The organism is Thermoleptolyngbya sichuanensis A183 (genome assembly GCF_013177315.1).
Taxonomy (GTDB): Bacteria; Cyanobacteriota; Cyanobacteriia; order Elainellales; family Elainellaceae; genus Thermoleptolyngbya; species Thermoleptolyngbya sichuanensis.
The window spans coordinates 4,416,352-4,437,614 of sequence record NZ_CP053661.1 but is presented as its reverse complement, the minus strand read 5'-3'; the positions used below and the strand labels follow the sequence as shown (position 1 = coordinate 4,437,614).

The 21,263-nt window shown below is 55.8% G+C and carries 13 protein-coding genes and 1 tRNA gene; 9 read left to right on the top strand and 5 right to left on the bottom strand.

Annotated elements, in window-relative coordinates:
* Positions 1–71 precede the first annotated feature (71 nt).
* The 4 genes from HPC62_RS18410 (at position 72) to HPC62_RS18395 (ending at position 2,685) form a co-directional block, all read left to right on the top strand.
* Positions 72–144: transfer RNA gene (locus tag HPC62_RS18410), tRNA-Ile, on the top strand.
* Between the two features lie 35 nt (positions 145–179).
* Positions 180–809 carry an orotate phosphoribosyltransferase gene (pyrE, locus tag HPC62_RS18405; protein WP_172357983.1) on the top strand — a complete coding sequence of 210 codons (630 nt, stop codon included), beginning with the start codon at positions 180–182 and terminating at the stop codon, positions 807–809.
* A 5-nt stretch (positions 810–814) separates the two neighbouring features.
* Entirely contained in the window at positions 815–1,954 is a 1,140-nt protein-coding gene (locus HPC62_RS18400) for a zinc-dependent alcohol dehydrogenase (RefSeq protein ID WP_172357982.1), read from the top strand.
* 494 nt (positions 1,955–2,448) lie between these two features.
* Entirely contained in the window at positions 2,449–2,685 is a 237-nt protein-coding gene (locus HPC62_RS18395; protein ID WP_172357981.1) for a hypothetical protein, read from the top strand.
* Between the two features lie 310 nt (positions 2,686–2,995).
* On the opposite strand, the gene chlP is transcribed toward HPC62_RS18395, so the two are convergent.
* The 4 genes from chlP to HPC62_RS24010 all read right to left on the bottom strand — a co-directional run bounded on the left by chlP (position 2,996) and on the right by HPC62_RS24010 (position 6,632).
* Positions 2,996–4,219, bottom strand: a complete 1,224-nt coding sequence (gene chlP, locus HPC62_RS18390; RefSeq protein ID WP_068515126.1) for a geranylgeranyl reductase — start codon at positions 4,217–4,219, stop codon at positions 2,996–2,998.
* Between the two features lie 396 nt (positions 4,220–4,615).
* Positions 4,616–5,158, bottom strand: a complete 543-nt coding sequence (locus tag HPC62_RS18385) for a hypothetical protein (RefSeq protein ID WP_172357980.1) — start codon at positions 5,156–5,158, stop codon at positions 4,616–4,618.
* 141 nt (positions 5,159–5,299) lie between these two features.
* Complete coding sequence (locus HPC62_RS18380) at positions 5,300–6,109, bottom strand: cobyrinic acid a,c-diamide synthase (RefSeq protein WP_172357979.1); 810 nt, start codon at positions 6,107–6,109, stop codon at positions 5,300–5,302.
* 400 nt (positions 6,110–6,509) lie between these two features.
* Positions 6,510–6,632: a hypothetical protein gene (locus HPC62_RS24010; protein ID WP_255548755.1), complete on the bottom strand. Its 123-nt coding sequence runs from the start codon at positions 6,630–6,632 to the stop codon at positions 6,510–6,512.
* A 262-nt stretch (positions 6,633–6,894) separates the two neighbouring features.
* On the opposite strand from HPC62_RS24010, the gene HPC62_RS18375 reads away from it, so the two are divergent.
* Positions 6,895–7,542 carry a PTPA-CTERM sorting domain-containing protein gene (locus tag HPC62_RS18375; RefSeq protein ID WP_172357978.1) on the top strand — a complete coding sequence of 216 codons (648 nt, stop codon included), beginning with the start codon at positions 6,895–6,897 and terminating at the stop codon, positions 7,540–7,542.
* Between the two features lie 444 nt (positions 7,543–7,986).
* Here the strand turns inward: HPC62_RS18375 and HPC62_RS18370 are convergent, their stop codons facing one another.
* Positions 7,987–9,675, bottom strand: coding sequence for a CocE/NonD family hydrolase (locus HPC62_RS18370; protein WP_172357977.1), 1,689 nt, complete (start codon positions 9,673–9,675; stop codon positions 7,987–7,989).
* A 521-nt stretch (positions 9,676–10,196) separates the two neighbouring features.
* Between HPC62_RS18370 and HPC62_RS18365 the strand changes: the two genes are divergently transcribed.
* The 4 genes from HPC62_RS18365 (at position 10,197) to HPC62_RS18350 (ending at position 19,634) form a co-directional block, all read left to right on the top strand.
* Complete coding sequence (locus tag HPC62_RS18365; protein WP_172357976.1) at positions 10,197–10,922, top strand: tetratricopeptide repeat protein; 726 nt, start codon at positions 10,197–10,199, stop codon at positions 10,920–10,922.
* A 956-nt stretch (positions 10,923–11,878) separates the two neighbouring features.
* On the top strand, positions 11,879–16,354 hold the full coding sequence (glgP, locus tag HPC62_RS18360) for a glycogen/starch/alpha-glucan family phosphorylase (protein ID WP_172357975.1): 4,476 nt from the start codon (positions 11,879–11,881) through the stop codon (positions 16,352–16,354).
* A 260-nt stretch (positions 16,355–16,614) separates the two neighbouring features.
* Positions 16,615–17,010 carry a hypothetical protein gene (locus HPC62_RS18355; protein WP_172357974.1) on the top strand — a complete coding sequence of 132 codons (396 nt, stop codon included), beginning with the start codon at positions 16,615–16,617 and terminating at the stop codon, positions 17,008–17,010.
* 236 nt (positions 17,011–17,246) lie between these two features.
* The gene (locus HPC62_RS18350; protein WP_172357973.1) at positions 17,247–19,634 is read left to right on the top strand and encodes a DUF4912 domain-containing protein; all 2,388 of its coding nucleotides are present in this window, start codon (positions 17,247–17,249) and stop codon (positions 19,632–19,634) included.
* The last annotated feature ends 1,629 nt before the right edge of the window (positions 19,635–21,263 follow it).

Here is a 21,263-nt window from a genome sequence, read left to right as displayed (position 1 = left end):
TTGAAATCCCCCACTCCGACATTACAATGGACTAGCAAAGGCATGGTGCCTCGTGTGGGCGATTTTCCTAACCAGGGTTGGCCGAGCGGATTAGGCAGCGAACTCATAATTCGCCTCAGGCAGGTTCGACCCCTGCACCCTGGATTTTCTGGGTTTTCAAGATCATCCTAACCTACAACATGACCCTCCAAAGTTCTAGTCCACACTCTCCCGTTGCTGTGGCCACCTGCGACCTGCCTACGCTGCGCCAGTCGGTGCTGGATTTATTTTGCGAGGCGGCGTATAAGGAAGGCGAGTTTACCTTGTCTTCTGGGCAGACGAGCCGCTACTACATCAATGGCAAGCTGGTGACGCTGCATCCGTGGGGTGGGCTGGCCTGTGGACGGCTGCTGCTGGCCCAGGTTCCGGCGGAGGCAGTGGCGGTGGCGGGGCTGACGCTGGGGGCCGATCCGCTGGTAACGGCGACGAGCGTGGTGGGGACCTATGAGGGGCGATCGCTCGCCGCGCTGATCGTCCGTAAAGAGGCGAAGGGCCACGGCACCCAGGCTTATATTGAAGGGCCGGTTTTGCCGTCGGGTAGCCCGGTGGTGGTGCTAGAAGACGTGGTGACCACAGGACAATCGGCGCTCAAAGCGGTCGATCGTCTGCGCGATGCCGGGTATGCGGTGAACCATATTATTTCCTTGGTCGATCGCCATCAAGGCGCAGCAGACTTGTATTACCAAGAAGGGCTGGGCTTTCAGGCGATTTTTTCGATTACTGAGATCCAGTCTCGCTGGGCAGCGCTGCAACGAGCGGGTGAGGGATAAAGAAAATGCTGGCAGCCGTCCTCTATGGTCAGGAAGACCTGCGTTTGGAGCAGCAAGCGCCACCTGTGCCGGGGCCGGGAGAGGTGCTGCTGCGGGTGACGGCGGCAACGACCTGCGGCACGGATCTAAAGGTGTGGCGGCGGGGTGGCCATGCCAAGATGCTAAAGCCGCCGACTCGCTTTGGGCATGAGGGCGCAGGGCATATTGCGGCGCTGGGGGACGGAGTGACGGGCTGGCAGGTGGGCGATCGCGTCGTGGCGAACAACTCTGCGCCCTGCATGGATTGCTTCTTTTGCCAAAGGCAGGAATACTCGCTCTGCACCCAACTGGTGTTTAACAATGGCACATTTGCAGAGTTTCTGACCATTCCCGCGCCCATTGTGCAGCACAACCTCTTGCCAATTCCTGAAGGCATGTCCGATGCGATCGCCGCGATGACAGAACCCCTGGCTTGCGTGCTGCACGGGCTGTCTCGCTCGAATATCCAGTCGGGCGATCGCGTCGTGATTTTGGGGGACGGCGCGATTGGGCTAATGTTTGTGGCGGCGCTATCGCTGGGCTATGGCGTTGGAGGGAGAGGGGGAGAGGCGGAAAGAACGAAAAACGAAGAACGAAAAACGGAACTTCTTCGTTCTTCGTTCTTCTCTCTTCCCTCACGCCAACACGCTAACATGCCTTGCGAAATCTTCCTCTTTGGCGGTAGCTCTACGCGGCTCCAGGTGGGCGAGGCGTTTGGAGCATCGCAGGGGTTCAACCATCGCCAGGTTGCAGATGTGCCTGGGCTAGTGAAGTCGCTGACAAACGGCTGGGGCGCGGATGTCGTCATCGAAGCGACGGGAGTACCCAGCGTGTGGGAACAGGCGATCGCCTGTGTGCGTCCGGGGGGAACCGTAAATCTGTTTGGCGGCTGCCCACGGGACACCACGATTACCCTCAGCACCGAGCAACTGCACTACAGCGAACTGACGCTGAAGGGAGTCTTTCACAGCACGCCGCGCCATGTCCGCGATGCGCTGGCGATGCTGGCGGCGGGCGATCGCCCCTTTGAAAAGCTGATCAGCGACGAGCGGCCGCTCAAGGACTTGCAACAGACTTTTTACGATATGCGCGATCGCACTGTGATCAAAGTCGCCATGCGCCCCTAACGCCTGGGAAATCGCGTGAAAATGCGGACGGATCTCTCCTTCACCCGGCATACCCTAATGCTTAGAGAGCGCAACCAGGAACCCCAGGGATGAGGAGCGGGAGGCGGCTCTATCGGTTCTCGATTTTGGATTTGCGATTTTGGGTTGCTCGTCAAGCGTCTGCAAGGCTTCCAGCAATCTCATTCGCAGCTCCGCTTAAGAGAATTGATGTTTCGCCACTTCAGCCTAATCCAGGCTAAATCCAAAATCCAAAGCCCAAAATTCCAAACCCCTCCGGAACATAGCCCTACAGGACTGAAGCATCAATCAGAACTAGCCTGTCTGACCTGCGAAACTTCACCCACTTGTACCAGGTATAAACCTCCCCCTCAGCGCTACACTTAGCAATGAGATTCACCAGAGCTAGCTTTCAATTCGCTTCACTCTGTCTAGGAACTTAACTGACCTCAACCGAGACGGCTTTATTCATCCCCCCGTCTCCAGGAGATAAGCCAATGAGCGATTTTGTCCTCGATGCACCCGCCGCAAACCGCAACACCTACTTTGTGGCATACTACGGCAGTCAATACCAAAAGCAGACTGCGGTTCTCCATGTTCAGCACAACTTTGATGACTCGATTCAAAAGCTGCACCTGCTGATTCGCACGCGAATTAATGAGGTTCTCGGAGAAGAGACCCCCGCTTGCTATCACATCCTGGCGCTGGCAGCTCCCGAAACGATTCCTGTTTAGTGCTTCTGTCTAATCCAGAAGGTTGATCCAGAAGGTTGATCCCGAAGCGGCTGACCATGAGCAGTGTGGAGTTCATCCATCATTGCCATTATTCATTGCCATCATTGTTGGATACAGATCGTAGATCTAAATCCAATGGATATAGATCTAAAAACAAAAAGACTAGGTTGGGGATTCCCTCGCCTAGTCTTTTTGAGTTTGGGACTTACGAAGCTAGACAGTTTCTCGCGGGCTGTGCCTGCGAGAAATTGTCCAAAATCCAGAAAGTCTATCGCAGGTGCGTAAGTCCTGGAGTTTTTAGCCTGGATTTTTAAGGAGCTAGGGCGTTGCCGCGCAGGAGACTGCCGATGGTTTTGGCAGTAATCTTAAGCTGCGTCAGTGGGTTGGCAGGCACGACTGTCTTGTACAGGTAGCTGTCGAAGGTGAGCTTTTGCACGTCGATATCGGCGCACATTTCCACAAACGCCTCGCGGGTCGCATCGGAGCGATAGAACACGCGCTGAAGCAGATCCAGCACCAAGTACGTTGCGCCGTAGGCTTTGTCCCAGCGCTTGATGTAGACCTTGAGGTCGTCTTCGGTGGGGATGCGTTGCCCTTTGTTGGACAGTTCCACAATCGTTTCGGCGCACATGCGACCCGACTTGGCGGCAAAGTAGATGCCTTCGCCAGAAGACTTGGTGACATAGCCAGCGGCATCGCCCACCAGCGCCACACGGCCCACCACCCGACGGGGGCGGGGATGTTCGGGAATGGGGTGCGCTTCGACTTTGATGATTTCGCCGCCTTCTAGCTTGGCTGCGGCGCGTTGGCGAATGCCCGCTTGCAAATCTTTGATGCGGGACTTGTTTACCTTCATCGTGCCCGTGCCAACGGCAACGTGGTCGTATTTCGGGAAGACCCAGGCGTAAAAGTCGGGCGACACGTCATCGCCGACATACATTTCAGCTAGCTCGTGGTAGTACGCCATTTTGTCTTGGGGCAGGCGAATGCGCTCTTGGAAGGCGATCGCATAGTTATAGTCCCCCGCATCAATGGCTTTGGCAACGCGAGAGTTTGCGCCGTCTGCACCAATCACCAGGTCAACTTGCAGGGTTTGGGCAGTGCCCTCCACGCTGCCGTTGGAGTGGTCGGCATAGTGGAGGGTGTAGGGGTCGCTGCTGGTTTTTGGCAGATCCAACCCATAGACCGTGCCATTGATCAGCTTTGCGCCCAGTTTGGCAGCGCGATCGCGCAAAAAGCCGTCCAGCACTTCGCGGCGACACATGCCGATATATTCGTCATCCTTGAGCGTGCTGCCGATGTTGACCTCGATATTGGAGGGTGAGATCATCTTCATCTTGCGGACGCGGCGATCGATAATTTCTGGCGGCAGGTCAAATTCGCCCACCATGCAGAGTGGAATCGCCCCACCGCAGGGTTTTGCGTTGTCTAACTTGCGTTCAATGAGATAAGTTTCGATACCTGCTTTTGCCAGGGTCTCGGCAGCGGAAGAACCTGCCGGCCCGGAACCAACGACAGCAACCCGTAGAGCCAAAGGTCGTCTCCCAAATTTTCATGTAAAGCGTACGAGTGGCATCGTAGCATGAGCGGGGAGCCTGATTCAGCAAGGGTTTTGGGGATATGGCGAAATTGAAACAGACTGTAACTTCTCGTAACGAGAATTGAGGCAGATCCTCTCTGTCTAGCATCCCATATCCCTTGTTTTGCAAGCGTTTCAGACCTTATGGGTGGGCCCACTGAAGATCGTCAATGGCAATCCCAGGCTTTCCTCAGGTTTCCTGAAGGCGAAAGTTTCCTGGAGGCGAAAGTTTTCTGGAGGCAAAAGTTTTCTAGAGGCGAGGGGACGGGCTAGCAGCCAGCCTGCATCCCTTGAGCCGAGCAATGAGCAATGGTCTGGGCCGAACCATCGTTGGCCTTGCTGCAAGACTGGCTAGCTGGGCGATCGCAGTTTTAGGTGCTTGGGCTTTAGGTTCTGTGGCGGGTTCTTTGGCGGGTTCTGTGGCGGGTTCTGTGGCGAGTCCTTGGGCAAGTCCTTAGGTAAGGGGTCTGCCTGGAGCAATTCTGACGGAACTTGCTTCGTCAACCACACTAGAAAGTTGCCCAGCGTTCCCTCTAGCAGTTCCTCCAAATCCCCTTCTAGAAACACCTCGAAGGTCTGCTGGACATCTTCATAGAAGGATAGTTCCCAGTCAAACCAGCACACCTGCGTCCAGTGCAAATCCGCTTCTAGGCGATCGCCCGGCAGCAGTTTCCCAAAGGGTAATCCCGAATATTGCTCCAACTGATGAGCCGCAAAGTTGACGACCGCTTCTGCGATACCCAGCGATTTGCCGTAGGTGTGAAACCATTCCTGGGGGCTAAGGCTCGTCCGCCGCTGGAGCGATCGCACCACCCGCCGCCGCATTGCCAGATCAGGACGCAGGGCCGTGTAGCTACGCAAGCTATAGAACCAGTTTCGGAGCCGATGCCACATAGACGCAGGAGATGGGTAAAAACCCAGAGGGCGCTTTCCCCAAAGTATTCCCATTTGACGGGGAATCTCTCAGAAGGGGCCTGCGCCCCAAGACAGAGATTCCCACACCAGCGTCCCCAGCCTAAACCTCACCTTGCATCGCTACTCTGTTGCGTTCAGGTCAAAAATCACGTCCTGTTCCAGGTCAAAAATGTGGTCGTAGTCAAAAATGAGTGAATTCGGGTGGCGCATCAGCGAAAAGCCAAAGTTTGAAACGACATCCGTAGTAAACGTCGCCATCACCAGTTCAATCAGCCGCTTTTCGGGAATTTCTGGCTCCTGCACAAAATAGTTTCGCCGCGCAAAAAACACGCCTTCATCCTTGGGCACGACAATGCTGTTGACCCGATGAGCATATTGGATCGGCTTAATATAGGTGGCAATAAAGTCATCCTGGTTGCGCTGTAGGCGGTACAGCTTTTCATGCTGATACCAACTCATGCGAAACATCATTTTCAGCAGCTCAAAGCCCAGCACATAGCTAAATACGTTGTTGCGCTCCTCCGTGCTGAACACCAGCCGCAGCGCCGATTCCAGGTATAAATCTGGCTGCCGTCGTGCATCCTGAGCAGAATGCACATAAAACTGGCGGATATAGCGTCGCAGCACGCCTGCGTCCAGCTCGGTGGCAATGCGAAATTCTTTGAGATAGTCTCGTACCCGCTGCTCGGTTTCTTTGTCCTCTAGCTTGCGCGACACCAGCCCATCGGCCGTGTAGTTGTCCAGAAACTCCGCCTGCACCTCTGGCGATGCTGCACACATCAGGTGACACAGCGACAGTACGTAACGCCGCTGGTGCCAGGGCAGGCTTTCTACCCAAATCTTTGCCTCTGGCGGCAGCTTGTTGAGAATGCTCCCAACTGTGTCGTCTCGATAAAAACCGTTGCGTCGGGGAGGTCGGGGTTTTGCCATAGAGGGGCAAACGGTCTAGCGCCAATAAAGAGCCGTCGAGGATTTATGAACTGCGATATTTCTATAATTTAACGTTTAACCATCTGATGCCTACCCAGTTTAATGGCTACCCAGTTGGCCTGCAATGACCCGGTTAAAAGGGCGATCGCCCTTCATCCAACTGTTTTATCCAACCCCCACTCGCGTTCCAATTAGCCCACCCGCTCCAGGTATTTACGGATATTCAACAAAAAACATGAACTTTTATCCCGATTCACCCGTCACTCCTGTAAAGCCACTTCATCTTTTCCATTTGTTTAGATAAGTAAAGAAATCTACATAAACCTTGTATAAAGCAACCGGGTCAGTTCTGTAAAAATACGATGAAATCGATACTCGCTCAGTAACTTCTACCAGTCCATCACGTCAGGATAAACACGGAGGCGTGAATAGCGCGACTCCAACTAGCCGTGTCTACCAAGCTCCACTTCGTGATGCATTTTTGCGATGCATCTCTTAGACCGTCTACCAGGGGTTTGTTCATACCCAGGCTGTCCCAGCCAGTAAAACGTTTGGGAAATAGGCCTGCCATTCTTGCTCTGTCCGGGGTGCGCTACCCAGGCTACCGGACGACATTACCGCCCTCCTCAAAGCTTTCCTGCCCCCTTGGTTCAAGGCAGCCCTTTGAAGAGTTATAAAGTAAAATCCCACGTCTTGCCGGGTCTTCTACCAGAAGACCGGTAGCCTACCGAAGTTTGCAAACACGGTTCACGTTCAACAAACGTGCATAAAGGTAGGTTTTAACTATGAACTTAAGAAATTTTGGATTGAAGGCAGTTGCCCTCGCCGCAGTCGTTGCGGCGGGTGCATTATCTGCTGCTCCCTCTACACAGGCTGCTGCTATTAGGCCTGGAGACACGATTGACATTTCCAATGAACCCGGCTTCGGGGTACTAGTTATTGGATCTGGATTCGACGGGCTTTCCCCAGTAGTGGACAAGCTGGATTTTGCAGCTAGTTCTGGTACAGGACAAATTAAAGTCACGGGTGGCACAGGGGGCTTTGTGCCCTACATAGGGAAGGTCGGAACCATCCAGGATTTGACATTCATGGGAGGCGTTTCTGTCCCTGTGAATGCCTTCTTAGACATCGCTCCAGATTTATTGTTTGACCTTTCGAGTGCCACAGTGTTGGTCGGCAGTAAGAATGGAAACTTTCGTCCAGTTGATGTTGAGCTGTTTGGTAACTTTAGGAATGCTGAAGGGAGCATCCTAGGTCAAGGTTTACTAACTGCTCAGTTGCGCTGGACTAATCCTGGGGAGCGGCGGTCATATTCTATTTCCGCAGAAGCTGTTCCCACTCCAGCGCTGTTGCCGGGGCTGATGGCGATGGGGGCGGCGGCGCTGCGGAAGCGGAGGGAAGCGGAAGAAGAAACCCTGGATGCTGAGGTTTGAGCCGCAATTGATGTCGGGTGACATCGCCGTTTTGTAAGTCGCTAGGCATGTTTTGACGAAGCCACAGCACGGGTGTGCTGTGGCTCTTTTTTGTAGGACTTACGCGATTGGACGATTTTTCGCGGGCGCAGCCCGCGAAAAATCGTCAAAACCTAGAAAACTTATTGCGATTGCGTAAGTCCTGTTTTGGTTTGGTTTGTAGTGAGAGGGGATTGGCGGGCCGCTCATGCACGTCTGCTCCGCTGCGTCTTGTCAACCGGATCTCAGGTAAAAACCCCTAACGTCTGTGCCTTACCTGAGAAAGCTAGGCAACCCGGCTGCTACAACGCTTTACCAAATTAGGACTTATGCAGTTGGACAATTTCTCACGGACGCATCCTACAGGAGATTGTCTAAAATTCGGAGGGCTTATCGCAAGTGCGTAAGTCCTGAAAATATAAGGTTCTACAAATCCACAGACTTGACCACAGGCAGCATCACCCGCGAAGGCGTGTCCGTCGTGCCAGAATACACCGACACCGTGATTACCCGTGCCTCCATCAGTTGGCTATCAGCAGGGAGCGTGCCGCCGCCTGCATTTACCGGATAGGCGGGCGAACTGGCTCCGCTGAGGCTGAGACGCAGGGCGCTGCCCTTGGGAAGCTGGATGCAGGTGGGCTGGAGGGCGATTGTGTAGCGCGGCGCGGGCTGGGCGGGGTAGTGTGTGCCAATTCGCAGATAGCCCTGGGTGAATTGCAGCACCGTGCCGTTGGGTTTCACTTCCGACAGCGCCGCGCCCAGGTCAAAGCTAAAGGTGTCTGCGTTGCAGCACACATCTACCAAAATTTCTCCAGCGATCAGCAGGTCATCGGCGAGCGGTTCGCTGGTGTAGGTAACGACATCCGTGCGGCTATCCAGCGCAGACCGATCGACCGGGCCCGGCGGCACAGTTGCATGTCCGCCCAGCGCGGGCACAGGCCGCCACGGGTCGTGGACAAAGCTGTCGGGGATTGCTGCGCCTCGATCCGTATCCGTCCCTGCTGCGCCTCCCTGAGGGGTTAGCGCACCGTGTTCGTCGCCCATGGCCGCCAGGCCGTTGCCTGCTAGCCAGAGCGGGGTCTTGGGCGGATTGGGAAACGCACCGAGCGATCGCCACTGGTGAGTTCCCAAATCAAACAAATGCACCGGCGACTCGTGCATTAGCTCGGAGTCGATGCCCTTCAAAAACTGGTCAAACCAGCGGATCTGCACCTGGTCGATGGGCGAACTGGCCGCCGGGCCGTAGTCTACGCTGCCCACGCGCCGCCCCCAAGGCAAGTGCGCCCAGGGCCCCACCCAGAGGTGCTGGAGATAGCTGCTGCGGGCCGCCATCGAGCGATAGAGCCGCAGCGTGCCCCGCAGGTGTGTGTCAAACCAGCCGCCAATATGCAGCATGGGCAAATCGACCTCGCCCCAATAGGTCTTGGGGGAAAGCCGTCGCCAATAGTCTGCCGTGGGGTCGGGGTTGCTCAGCCAGTCGTGATAAAAGGAGTCGGGCGCGAGGCGTTCCAGCAGTTCCGAGCGGGGACAGACCGGATCGACCTTAAACGGCGCATGGGCCACGGCATACAGCGCTTCGTAGGCTTCTGGGTCACCTTGGCGGCGGGCGGTTTCGCTGGCCAGTTGCAGCGCCCAACTGAGATTGTTCTGATAGCAAAAGGCTCCGCCTTCGTAGGCCCAATCGGCATAGAGGTCAAAGGCGACCATGCTGGGACAGATGGTGCGGAGGGCAGAGGGCTGGGCGATCGCCGCGTAGAGCTGGGTCATGCCCTGGTAAGAAAAGCCGTACATCCCCACCTGCCCATCGCTGCCGGGAAGCTGGGAGGCCCATTCCACCGTGTCGGCTCCGTCCTCGATTTCGTGGGCAAATAGGTGGAACTCGCCCTCCGATGTCCCGCGCCCGCGCACGTCCTGAATGACCACGATGTAGCCGTGGGCAGCATACCAGGCGGGATGAGCATAGACCACCGTAGAGGCGATCGCCCGTCCGTAGGGCTGCCGCATCAGCAGCACCGGAAACGGCCCCTCTGCATCGGGATAGTAGACATCCGCATCCAGGCGCACTCGGTCGCGGGTGTACATGGACGCAGTTTTCTTGGGCAATACAGGCAGCATAGCGGAATCGCAGGGAGAAGGGGGCACTATAAGCAGGGAGTGATCGGAAGGCGACATCAGGAACCCCTCAGTGACGTTGATTGGTGACGTTAACTTGGTGACGTTAACTTGGTAAGGCTGACTTGAAGACTTTAACTCGACTTCAAGCTAGCTTCATGGCTGGGTCAACTGGGGGAAAATACCGAGTTCCTTACAAAAAATTTCCAGAATTGTAAGGAAATTTCAGACCTGAATGTGAATCCTGTCACTATCATGGGCGCTGTTGAAACCACTCTGAGTGTCCACTCTCCCGCGAATCAAGACTATATAAACTACTACTGGCTAAACCAATCCAGACTGGCTAGGGCTACATGAGCCAAATACGTTTGAGTCACGATTTTAGTCAGGATCACCTCGCTCTTCTCACCTTGCTCTTCTTCTGATCAAAGATTTCGAGACTGTATCCTGTCTATTCGCACTTCATTCGCATTCTCTCTCGGTTATTCCCAGATTATTCCCAGGTTAGCGATAAGGACGTTTCTATGAAAAGTCAACGATTTCAATATAAGCGGCTGGGGCTGCTGCTGGCACTCTCCACCGGGCTAAGTTGCGTATCGCTGGGGCTACCCCTTCAGCGGGCCCTGGCCAACGGCTGGATTCTCTACCAGGAAGGAAACCTGCAACCTCTGGTGGGGACGCACACCTTCGCGGGGACAGCAGGGCAGACCGTGGCGATCGCCCTCCGCACGGACGGCTTTTCGGGTGCGGTGGTGCTGATTGCGCCCAACGGCGATGAAGTCGCCAGAAATGAATACTACGGCCGCACGAGTGGCCCAATGATCGTCACGACGCTACCGACCAGCGGCGCGTACAAAATCCTCGCACAGTCGCCCTACGGTCAGGCAGGAACCTACACCGTGAACGTGCGGATTGCGACAGCCTATGACTTGGCCTTTTCGCGCGGCGTTCAGTTGAACCAGGAGGGCGACTATGCTGGGGCGATCGCCGCCTTCAATGAAGCCATTCGTGCCGACCCGCAAAGCCCCGAAGCCTACGTGGAACTTGGCAATCTGCTCTATGACGATGCCAGACGGCTGAAGCCAGAAGAAGCTCGCAGCATCGTTTCTGCCTATGAGCGAGCCGCCGCCGCCTACGAACGGCAGGGCAACCAGGAGATGGCGCAGATGTTGCGCGACCTGATCGTCGTGGTTCAAGCGGAGGTCAGCCCTATTCCTTCTGGGGCTTTTCCTGGAGGAGGCGTTCGGTAATCGAACTAAACCCCTTGGAGGCTTGCCGTCTCCCCTAAACAAGCATTTTTCATCTACATTAGACCTCTTGCATAAATGCTTTTCTGAGAGCGTGAATCGTTGAGCGGCGGTGCTGCTCAACGATTCACACAAGAGGTTTATTCCAGCAGCGGCCGCCCCTAGGCGGTCTTTTTTGTGGTCATATCCTTTTCACACCCCACCTTCACCGCCCCCGGTTGGGGTGTATCCAGCAGAACTTACCGTTTCCGATACTTTCTGAGAGTATCTTTAGCAGCTTGGCACCGGGCTGGTGTCCAAGCGCAAAGGGCTTGCCTGTTCACAGGTTATTGCTTAAACGACTGCTTTAACTGCTTTAGCGAGGTGTGCAACTTTGCCGATCCCTCTCACCCGTCTCTGGTATGCCGAAGGCTCTAAGCCCAGAGCAGGAGAGGGATTCAAGCCACTCTGGCTCTCCTACTCGCCATGTAGGCTGTTGTGTACACACCAGTCTTCTAGGCTTGAGCGGCGATGCTTTGATCCCCCCTAGCCCCCCTTAGCAAGGGGGGAACTGATCCCCCCTAGCCCCCCTTAAGCAAGGGGGAAATGATCCCCTCTAGCCCCCCTTAAACGGAGAGATGATCCCCCCTAGCCCCCCTTAGCAAGAGGGGAAATGATCCCTTCTAACCCCCCTTAAATATGAGGGGAACTGGATCGGAAGTCCCCCTTAGTAAGGGGGATTTAAGGGGGATCTTTCAAAGCCTGATGCAAACAATCGAGATGGGTGTACCCAGTGACACCCTGTCGGGGAAGGGTTGGGGAATGAGGGAAGGCGGAAAGTTGCAAGTTGCATATTGTGTCTGCTTTAATAACTCGCTTTTAAGGAGCCTAAGGAGCCTGCTTTTCAGAGCGTCTATTTTCTGTATTTAGAAAGGCAGCTTAGTGTTTGTCCGTAGTGCCAATCCTATCGGTGACCTTCGATGATGCGACCCCAGCGATTTTTCCCAACGTTTTGCCTTGCGCTCTGCTCCACAGCGGCATCAGTTCTGCTGTTTGGCCCGGCGGCGATTTCCGCAGAGATCGCTCCGCGAATCGCCCAAACTGCTCCGTTCCAGCCTGTCCCACTGTTCGCTGAAGTTGCGCTGAGTCCGGCGGCCCCCAACACGGTGGCGGACGTTTTGGCAGAGGATCTGAATGTGCGGATCGACGGTTCGCCCACGATGCTGCCTATCAACCGGGCACTCAAGAAATATTACGAGCAGGAAGTCGCAGGCAGCGAAGTCACCATCGACGCAAGCGGCACCGAGGCAGCAATTGAGAAACTGCTGGAGGGCGACATTGACCTAGCGGCGATCGCCCGTCCCCTCACCCGCACCGAAAAGCTCAAGGGCCTGAAGGAAATTCCCATCAGCCTGGAAAAAATTGCCATTATCGTTGGCAAAAACAATCCCTTTGACGGCGTGCTGACCGTTGAGCAGTTTGCCCAAATCTTCCGGGGCGAAATCACCGACTGGTCAGAGGTTGGCGGCGAACCGGGGCCGATCCGCTTCATCGATCGCCCGCTGGACAGCGACACCCGCCTGGCCTTGGGCAAATACGGCATTTTGCAGAATACCGAGGTGGCGCTGGGCGACAACGTGGTGCGCCTAGACAAAGACGACACCGCCGAAGTGATTCGCCTGCTGGGGAAAGATGGCATTAGCTATGCGATCGCCAGCCAGCTCACCAACCAGACCAAAGCCCGCCCCGTGAAAATCGGCGTGCTGCAAGAAACCCTGCCCGAAGACACGATTTATCCCTACACCGTGCCCCGTGGCTATGCCTATCGCGACGGCAGCACGGCGATCGCCTCGTTTCTGGGACTGGCTCAGGGCGAGACGGGTCAGTCGGCGATCGCCGCCGCCAAGCTAGAAGAGGCCAAGGCGATTGCCACCGGCCGCGGGGTCAAGAAAGTTGCGGAACCCGTGGTCGAAACCGTGGCCCAGACCGCCGATGATGCTGTAGTGGCAGAGCGACGTGGACTTCCCGGCTGGCTGTGGCTGCTGCTGCCTCTGGCGCTGCTGGCGCTGGCGGCCCGCTGGCTGGGTGGCTGGCTGGCCAAGCGCGGCCCGGCGGCCAAGGATGTACAGCAGTCGTCAATGGTTCCGCCACCTGCACCCAAAGCAGAAACCCAGGTGGAGCCTGTGGTTACGGAAATGGCGGAGCCTGTGGTTGCGGAAACGGTCACCGCAGAACCCGTCGTTGCGCCGCAGCCCGTGATGGAACCCGTCGTTCCTGCGGAGCCTGTGGTCGCTCCTCGCGTGGTGGACGTGCCTGCGCTGTTTATCCAGGCCTCCAAGCTGGTGGAAGGTGGCCGCTATGCCGAAGCGCTGCCCTACCTGGATGAAGTCGTCGAGGCAGAATCCAACGACGCGCTGATCTGGCTGAATCGGGGGCTGGCCCTGGCCGGGCTGGGCCGCCATGAACCTGCCATCGAAAGCTTTGACCGGGCGATCGCCCTCCAGCCCGACCTCACCGAAGCCTGGATTGGCAAAGGCGAAACCCTAGTGCTGCTGGGTCGCGAGGACGATGCCCGGGCCGCATTTAATAAAGTCGTGGAACTGCGCCCAACCTTTGTGCGCCCTGGCTATACCCCCGTTCCCATCGTCACGCCAGAGCCGGAGGTCATCGCGCCCGCGCCCGTAGAGCCGCCTGCGGTGACGGAACCCGAAATTGTAGAACTGATCAGCACGGAAGAGGTGATTGAGCTGACGCAGCAGCCCGTTCCCGAAGCGCCCGTGGCCGACTCCTTTGAAGCGCTGAAGGAATCGGTTGAAGAAGCCGTTGCGCCAATCGTGGAATCGGTAGCGGAACCTGTGGCGGAAACAGTCGAGGAGGTAATTGACACAGTAACGGAAACGGTCATCGAAACAGTGATCGAACCCGTGATGGAACCGATTATGGAACCCGTGATGGAATCCGTTGCAGAACCCGTCACGGAAACCATTAAGCCTGCGATCGCCCTCTCGAATGAACCAGTCACGGAACCCGCTGCGGAACCCATTGTGGAACCCGTTCCAGAAATGCTCGTAGAACCCACCGATGGAACGCTGAAGCAAGCCTTTTTGGACGCGCTGATGCATCGTTGCGGCAAGACGCTGGACACGGCAGAACCCTGGGACAAGTACATGGCGCTGTCCTACGTGGTGCGCGATCGCCTGTTTGCCCTGAGAACGCCAGAGACGGATTGGGCCACCCTGGGCGATCGCTTGGTGATTGAGCTTTCGGCAGAATATCTGCCCGGGCCCCACCTAGCCAATAATCTGTTCGCAATGGGTCTGTCGCCCGAAGCGCAGACTTCGCTAGCCGAACTGGGCATTACCCTGGAGGACCTGATCGCGCTGGAAGAAGAACCCGGTCTGGGCCGCGGCGGGCTGGGTCGGCTGATGATTTGCTACCTCGACTCGCTGGCAACGGCCACCATTCCGGCAATCGGCTACGGCATCCGCTACGAGTTCGGCATTTTCGACCAAGACTTCAGCGACGGCTGGCAGGTCGAAGTCGTGGACGAATGGCTGAAAAACGGCAACCCCTGGGAAATTGAGCGCCCGGAAGCAGCGGTGAACGTGCTGTTTGGCGGCCGCAGCGAAGCCTACATGGATGTCGATGGCCGCTACCGGATGCGCTGGGTTCCCGACGAAGCCATTCGCGCCATCCCCTACGACACCCTGATTCCAGGCTATCGCTCTGGCGCGGCCAGCCTGCTGCGCCTGTGGAAGGCAGAAACCGATGCCAACCTATCCAAGGTGCTGTATCCCAGCGACATGGAGGAATACGGCCGGGAAGTGCGCCTGCGGCAGCAGTTCTTCTTTGTGTCTGCCTCGCTGCAAGATGCAATTCGCCGACACCTAGAGGCAGGCGGCAGCATCCACACCCTGCCAGAACGAGTGACGATCCAAATCAACGACACTGACCCAATCATTGCCATTCCCGAACTGATGCGCCTGCTGATGGACGGGCACGGGCTGGAGTGGGATCAGGCCTGGGACATCACCTGCAAAACGTTTGCCTACACCAACCACAGCCTGCTGCCGGAGGCGTTGGACTCCAACCACTACTCGCTGCCGACGGTGCAAAAGCTGTTCCCGCGCCACTTCGAGATTCTGCTAGACCTCAACAGCCGATTTTTGGGCACAGTGCGCGAGCAGTATCCCGGCGACGAGGGCAAGGTGATTCGCCTGTCGCTGGTGGATGAAGCGGGCGAAAAGCACTTCCGTCTGGTGAATCTGGCGCTGCTCAGCAGCTACGCGGTCAACGGCGTGTCGGCCCAGCATACCGAGTTGCTGAAGCAAAAGTTCGCTGATTTTGCTGAACTGATGCCGCAGAAATTTAGCAACCAGACCAACGGCGTGTCGCCGCGCCGCTTCTTGGCGCTGAGCAATCCGCCCCTATCCAACCTGATCACCCAAAAGCTGAGCAGCGGCTGGGTGACGCACCTGGAAACGCTGAAGGATCTGGAGGCCTATGCCGAAGATGCGGAGTTTCGGGCGCAGTGGCGACAGGCCAAGCTGATGGCAAAGCAGTTGCTTGTGGAACTCATCCAGCAGCAGTGGGGACTTTCGGTGGATCCGATGAGCCTGTTTGACCTACAAGCGAATGAAATCCACGAGCATAAGCGCCAGCACCTCAACCTGCTGCATGTGGTGACGCTTTACAACCGGATTAAGGCAAATCCGGGGGCTGCCTTCACGCCGCGTACCGTGCTGTTTGCGGGCAAAGCCGCGCCAGACTATGCCACAGCCAAGCTGATGATCAAGCTGATCAATGCGGTGGCGGAAACGGTGAACGCAGATGGGGACGTGGGCGATCGCCTCAAAGTGGTCTTTATCAAAGACTTCACCATCAAAAATAGCCAGGTGATTTTCCCGGCGGCCGATGTGGCGGAATTCATCGCCACGGCAGGCACAGAAGCCTCTGCCACGGGCAACCTGATCGCCGCCCTCAACGGCGGCCTGCTATTGGGCACGCTGGACGGCTCTAACCTAGAACTGGCAGATGCCGTCGGCGCAGAAAACAGTTTCCTGTTTGGGCGGACGGCGGCAGAGTCCCTGCCGCTCTACGAAGGCGACCACAACCGCTATCACCTGTACGAATCGATGCCCGAACTGAAGCAGGCCATCGACCAGATCGCGTCGGGAGCGTTCTCCTATGGCGACGGCGGCCTGTTCCGCCCGCTGCTGGATCGGCTACTCTACGGCGACCCCTACGGCGTGCTGGCAGATTATGCCGCCTATGTAGCCGCTCAAGAGCGAGTCGCAACAGCCTACGGCGATGTCGAGGGCTGGACACGCAAATCCATCCTGACGGCGGCGCGGGCGGGCTACTTTTCGAGCGATCGCGCGATTTGTGGCTACAGCCAGTCCATCTGGAAAATTGCCACCAGCCCGCTGCAATCCTCGATGTCGCTTCCCGGCTAGTCTCCTGCTAGCAGGGGTTTAGGTTTGATTGTCGGGATGTGAAACAAATGCAAGAGACGCTGCGTGAGCTAGAAGATTTTTTCCCTACTTACGCAGCGTCTATGAACTTTACACTCAGTTCATAAACCCGTATAATCCACGCTTGAAAAAGAAAAGTTATCATCTCGATTTCATTACTTTTTGATGGCTTCAGGTAAAGTTGCCAGTTGACATTTTTGAATGAGTTCAAGCTGTTTTTGTTTTAGTACAAGAGGTTAGCAATGGTGGGTACTGTCGTCGCCGAACTGGATGTTCACAGTCAGCGGAACTGCTATTTTTTCACGCCTGAGCAAATGGAGAAGCTGCAAAAGGAAGTTGCGGTTTCCACCGTTTTAGAGCCAGGTGTTTACACGCTGAAAATCAAGAGTGGAACCTTTAGCTATCGCGGACTGAGTGGACACTCTGGTGAGCCTCTGGTGCTGCTGTGGATCTATGGCGGCCCATTCACTAATCGAGACACGGGGGTTTCCGTAGGCGCGACCTGGGTTTCGCTAAACGGCTACGAAGATGCAGTGACGCTGGAGGTCAAAGGGCAGACTACAGTGTCTGCTTTCTTTTTTGACACCTATCTAGAAGACAACACGGGTGAACTTTTTTTAACCGTCGCCAAGCACTAGTTTTCTGAGCTTTCTAAGTGTTGCTGAGTTCACTGAGCAGTGTTCTGAGCGTTGATTTCGGGTTGATTCGCTGAGCAGGATTGTAGCGAAAAGTGCGACCCGTAGCCCTCGTAGGATGACACGCAGTTTCAATGGCTGTTTTCTAAACGTTTCCTGATTTCCTACCTGCATCTCCTAATAGTTTCTCAACATTATAGTTTCTCAACATTTGCCCCACTTACTTCGGTTGATTAATCATGCGCTTAAACTCTTCTGTCCTTCGACTATCGGCTACGGTGCTAACGCTAGCCGCCGCTACAGATGCGATCGCCGCATCGCTGAATCGCCGCCCCACGCTGATTTCCCAAGTCATTGCCCAAGCGCCCCAGTTCACCCTGCCCGACTCCCTGCCCGCAGATACCGTCGTGCGGGTAGATGGCTCCAGCAGTATGCGCGTCCCCAATGAGGGGCTTAAGGGTCGCTTTGAGGGCAAATACAGCGGGTCTAGAGTAGAACTGGCCGAAAGCGGCAGTATCCCAGCGCTAGAGGCACTCGACGCGGGCAACATCGACATTGCGGCCATCGGTCGCCCCCTGACCGAAGCAGACCGGGCCAAGGGCTTCCGAGAAGAAAAGCTAGAGCGCGAAAAGATTGCCGTGATTGTCGGCCCCAACAGCGCCTTTGACGGCGACCTCACCTTTGAGCAATTCGCTCGGATGTTTAAGGGCGAAATCACCAACTGGTCAGAAGTGGGTGGCCCAAACCTGCCAATTAAGTTTGTCGATCGCCCAGACTCTAGCGACACCCGCCTTGCTCTAAGTGGCTACGATGTTTTTAAGGAGGTGTTTGCAGGTGGGCCGATTGCAGTCGGAGCGAACGGTGTGCAGGTTGCAGAAGACACCACCGAAGCCGTAACAGCGGAACTGGGCGAAAACGGCATCAGCTATACGATCGCCGATCAGGCCATTGGCAACAGCGCTGTCAAGATCGTGCCCATGCACAAAACCTTGCCGGACGACCCCCGCTATCCCTACTCCCAGCCCCGCGCCTATGTTTACAAGGATTTGAACCCCGGCAGCGAAGCCCTGCTTGGATTTGCCACCACCGCACCGGGTCAGGAAGTGTTTGCAGCAGCCAGCCCTGCGGCATCGCCTTCGCCCAGCCCGGTTGCTGAATCTCCCTCCCCCACACCGACCCCAACTCCCACGGAAACCGTTGCGGCTGCTCCAGCAGAAACTGCTCCAGCACGGGGCGGCTTTCCCTGGTGGCTGTTGCCGCTGCTAGCGGCCGCGGGCGGCTTGCTGTGGTGGCTGACTCGTCCCAAAGCCGCGCCTGCGCCCGTGGTGGCCGCGCCGCCCGTGCCCCTGCCGCCCCCGGTACGCCCCAGCAGCCGTGTGGTGCTAACGCCTTACAATTGTCGAGATGCCTACGCCTATTGGGAACTGACGGACGATCAGAAGGCTGACCTAAAGCGTCGGGGTGGTCGAGATCTAAAGCTGAAACTGCTGGACGTGACAGACATCGACCTGAATCGTCAGGAGCCGCACAGCGTCCAGATGTTTGACGTGGCAGAAACCGACCAGGATCGCCACCTGCCCATCGCCGTGGACGATCGCGATTATCTGGTGGAGGTGGGCTACACCACTGCCGACGGCACTTGGCTTCCGGCAGTGCGCTCTGAACATGTGCGCGTCCCCGCTTGTCCAGTGGAAGCGGCTGATATTGCGCCAGTGGTAGAAACGCCCGAAACTCGTGAGTTCGTCCAGGCGGCTCGTGTCCCCGGCGTGGCTGTGCTGGGAGGTGCGGCGGCCGCTGGGGCAGCGCTGGTGGGGCTGGCAGGCAAGGACAAGACCGGCCGCATCGTGCTAACCCCCCGCGATTCCAAAACAGCCTACGCCTATTGGGAAGTGCCCGACGAGCAAAAGGCAGACCTGAAAGCGAAAGGGGGTCGCGACTTTAAGCTGAAGCTGTATGACGTGACCAACATTGACCTGGACAAGCAATCCGCCCACGATGTCAAAACCTATGACGTGTCGGAGCTAGACCAGGATTATCATGTGCCCATTGCCACGCCCGATCGCGACTACTTGGCCGAGGTGGGCTACACCGCTGCCGATGGCACTTGGCTCCCTGCTGCACGGTCGGAGCATGTGCGCGTTCCTTCGGTGTTTGCCGATGGGATTCCGGCGGCGGGTGCAGTGCTGGGGGGCGTGGCGGCAGGTGGTGCGGCGATCGCCGGTTTGACCCAGCCGACCTATACCTCCGTCACCGACCTGAAGGTAGACAGCAAGGCAAACTGCTTCCTGCTGAGTGACCTTGAAATCAGCCGCATTCAGAACGACATCGCGGTCAAGACCGACCTGGCCCCCGGCAAATATGCTATCCGCATCGCAGAGGGAGCCTTTGACTACAAAGCCGAAGTCGGCCATCCCGGCGAACCGTGGGTCATCCTGTGGATTTACAACGGCAAGGTGATTAACCAGAAGACGGGCGTTCCTGTCGGTGCAACTTGGTCTACGCTGAACGGCTACGATGACGTGCTGCACCTGGAAGTGCTGGAACCGGCCAAGCTAGATGCCTTCTTTGTGGATACCCACCTGGAGGACAACGAAGGCGTTGTCAAAGTGGTGGTGACCAAGGAATAGCGAGGGTTCGCATTCTATTCGCCTGTTTTCAGCCAGTTTTTAGCCTGCTTTCAAAGCGCGATCATGAGTGGCATGGGACAGTCAAGCGTTTCCATGCCGCTCTTGTTTTTAACTTCTTTGCTCTGAAATAAGTAAGTAGATAGACCACATTTTGGTTCTTCTGCTGTTTCAGCGATATCGATTTTGAGGACTCCGCTCATGGCGGCTAGCTCTAGCTCCTGGGTGCATGTCACTTTTGCAGAGGCAGAACTTGAGTGATAGCGCAACAGGGTAGCTGAAAGCCCGTAGATAGAGCATTACAGCCTATGCGTATAAATACCTCCTTCCAAAGATGACATGCTCCCTAGCTCCTTCTTATATGGAGCAGATCTTTGGAGATTTGATATGAGCCGTGCTACTGCGTTTTTTATAATCTTAGGACTTACGCAGTTGGACGATCTCTCGCAGGCTGCGCCCTCCAGAAATCGTCCAAAACCCAAAGAGCATATCGCAAGTGCGTAAGTCCTGAATCTGAATTTTTTATAAAATCTGAGCAGCATTCACAGGACTCAAACTTGTCAAACAGACGTAATTGAAAAGTCTTTGAAACTGCTATTAAATTAAGTTGAAATATTGCTACAACTCATCGCTTCAAAATCTTTTATTGAGGATTTAGCTTAACTTTAAAAAAGTCATGTCACACTAAAATGAGTGCCTATTGCTACTTGGTAAGTAGGTGGACATTAATAAACATAAAACCCAAAAACCCTGCGCCGCCCGCGCAGCGGGCGGCGCTAGGGTTCAGGATCTGTTTTTAATCTAGTCTATCTACTTAGTGTCTGACTTAGTATGGTCTGGCTTGGTAGGGTCTGAACGGTGAAGGTTTGGCAAGTGTCCCTTCAGTAGGGCCTGCCGAAGCATCTTCGTACTAGATCTAGCGCAGCATCGGGTGAAACTTTTCAGATTGAACTGCTGAGTTTGAACCGTTTCGGTCAGACCTTACTTATTTGTTAAGCTTGCCCATTTGCCGATCACCATTTGTGATCACAAATGGTGATGGACTTGAGAGCAAAACATGCTCTCAAATTCGTAACATCTGCCATCATCACGCAATGCTTTTGCCTAGTTCCAATCTGGGTTAAAAGCGATTTAAATCGGATTTGAGATGGATTTTCTCAGAGTATTTGCAAGTGCATTGAATCGCTACTGGCTACGACTAAAAGCGACTACTGGAAAGCGTGTGACGACAAGTGCATCCCACTTGTGTCACCCTCACCCTAAATCCCTCTCCCGCTCTGAGAGAGGGACTTTGAATCCAGACCTCCCTTAGTGGTGCAGAAAACTCCTGGAGCCCTTATAAATCCTCATAAATCAAGGATTCTCGAAAAATGGCGGTCTTGGGATTTCTCGAAAAATCGAACAAGGGCAGTGGGTTTCAGCCACCATTTTGATCGTTCAGACTGTTCATCGTGAGACTCAAAAAAGTTTTCTGCACCACTAAGCCAGACCTCCTTCTCCCAAAACGGGAGAAGGGGTTGGGGGATGAGGGCGAGTTTGCATAACTGGGATGCCCCCTGTGACGACTATGCCTGAGATGACCTTACTTCCTCCGAATTCAGGGGGATTTAGGGAAATCTAACCCCGAAGGTT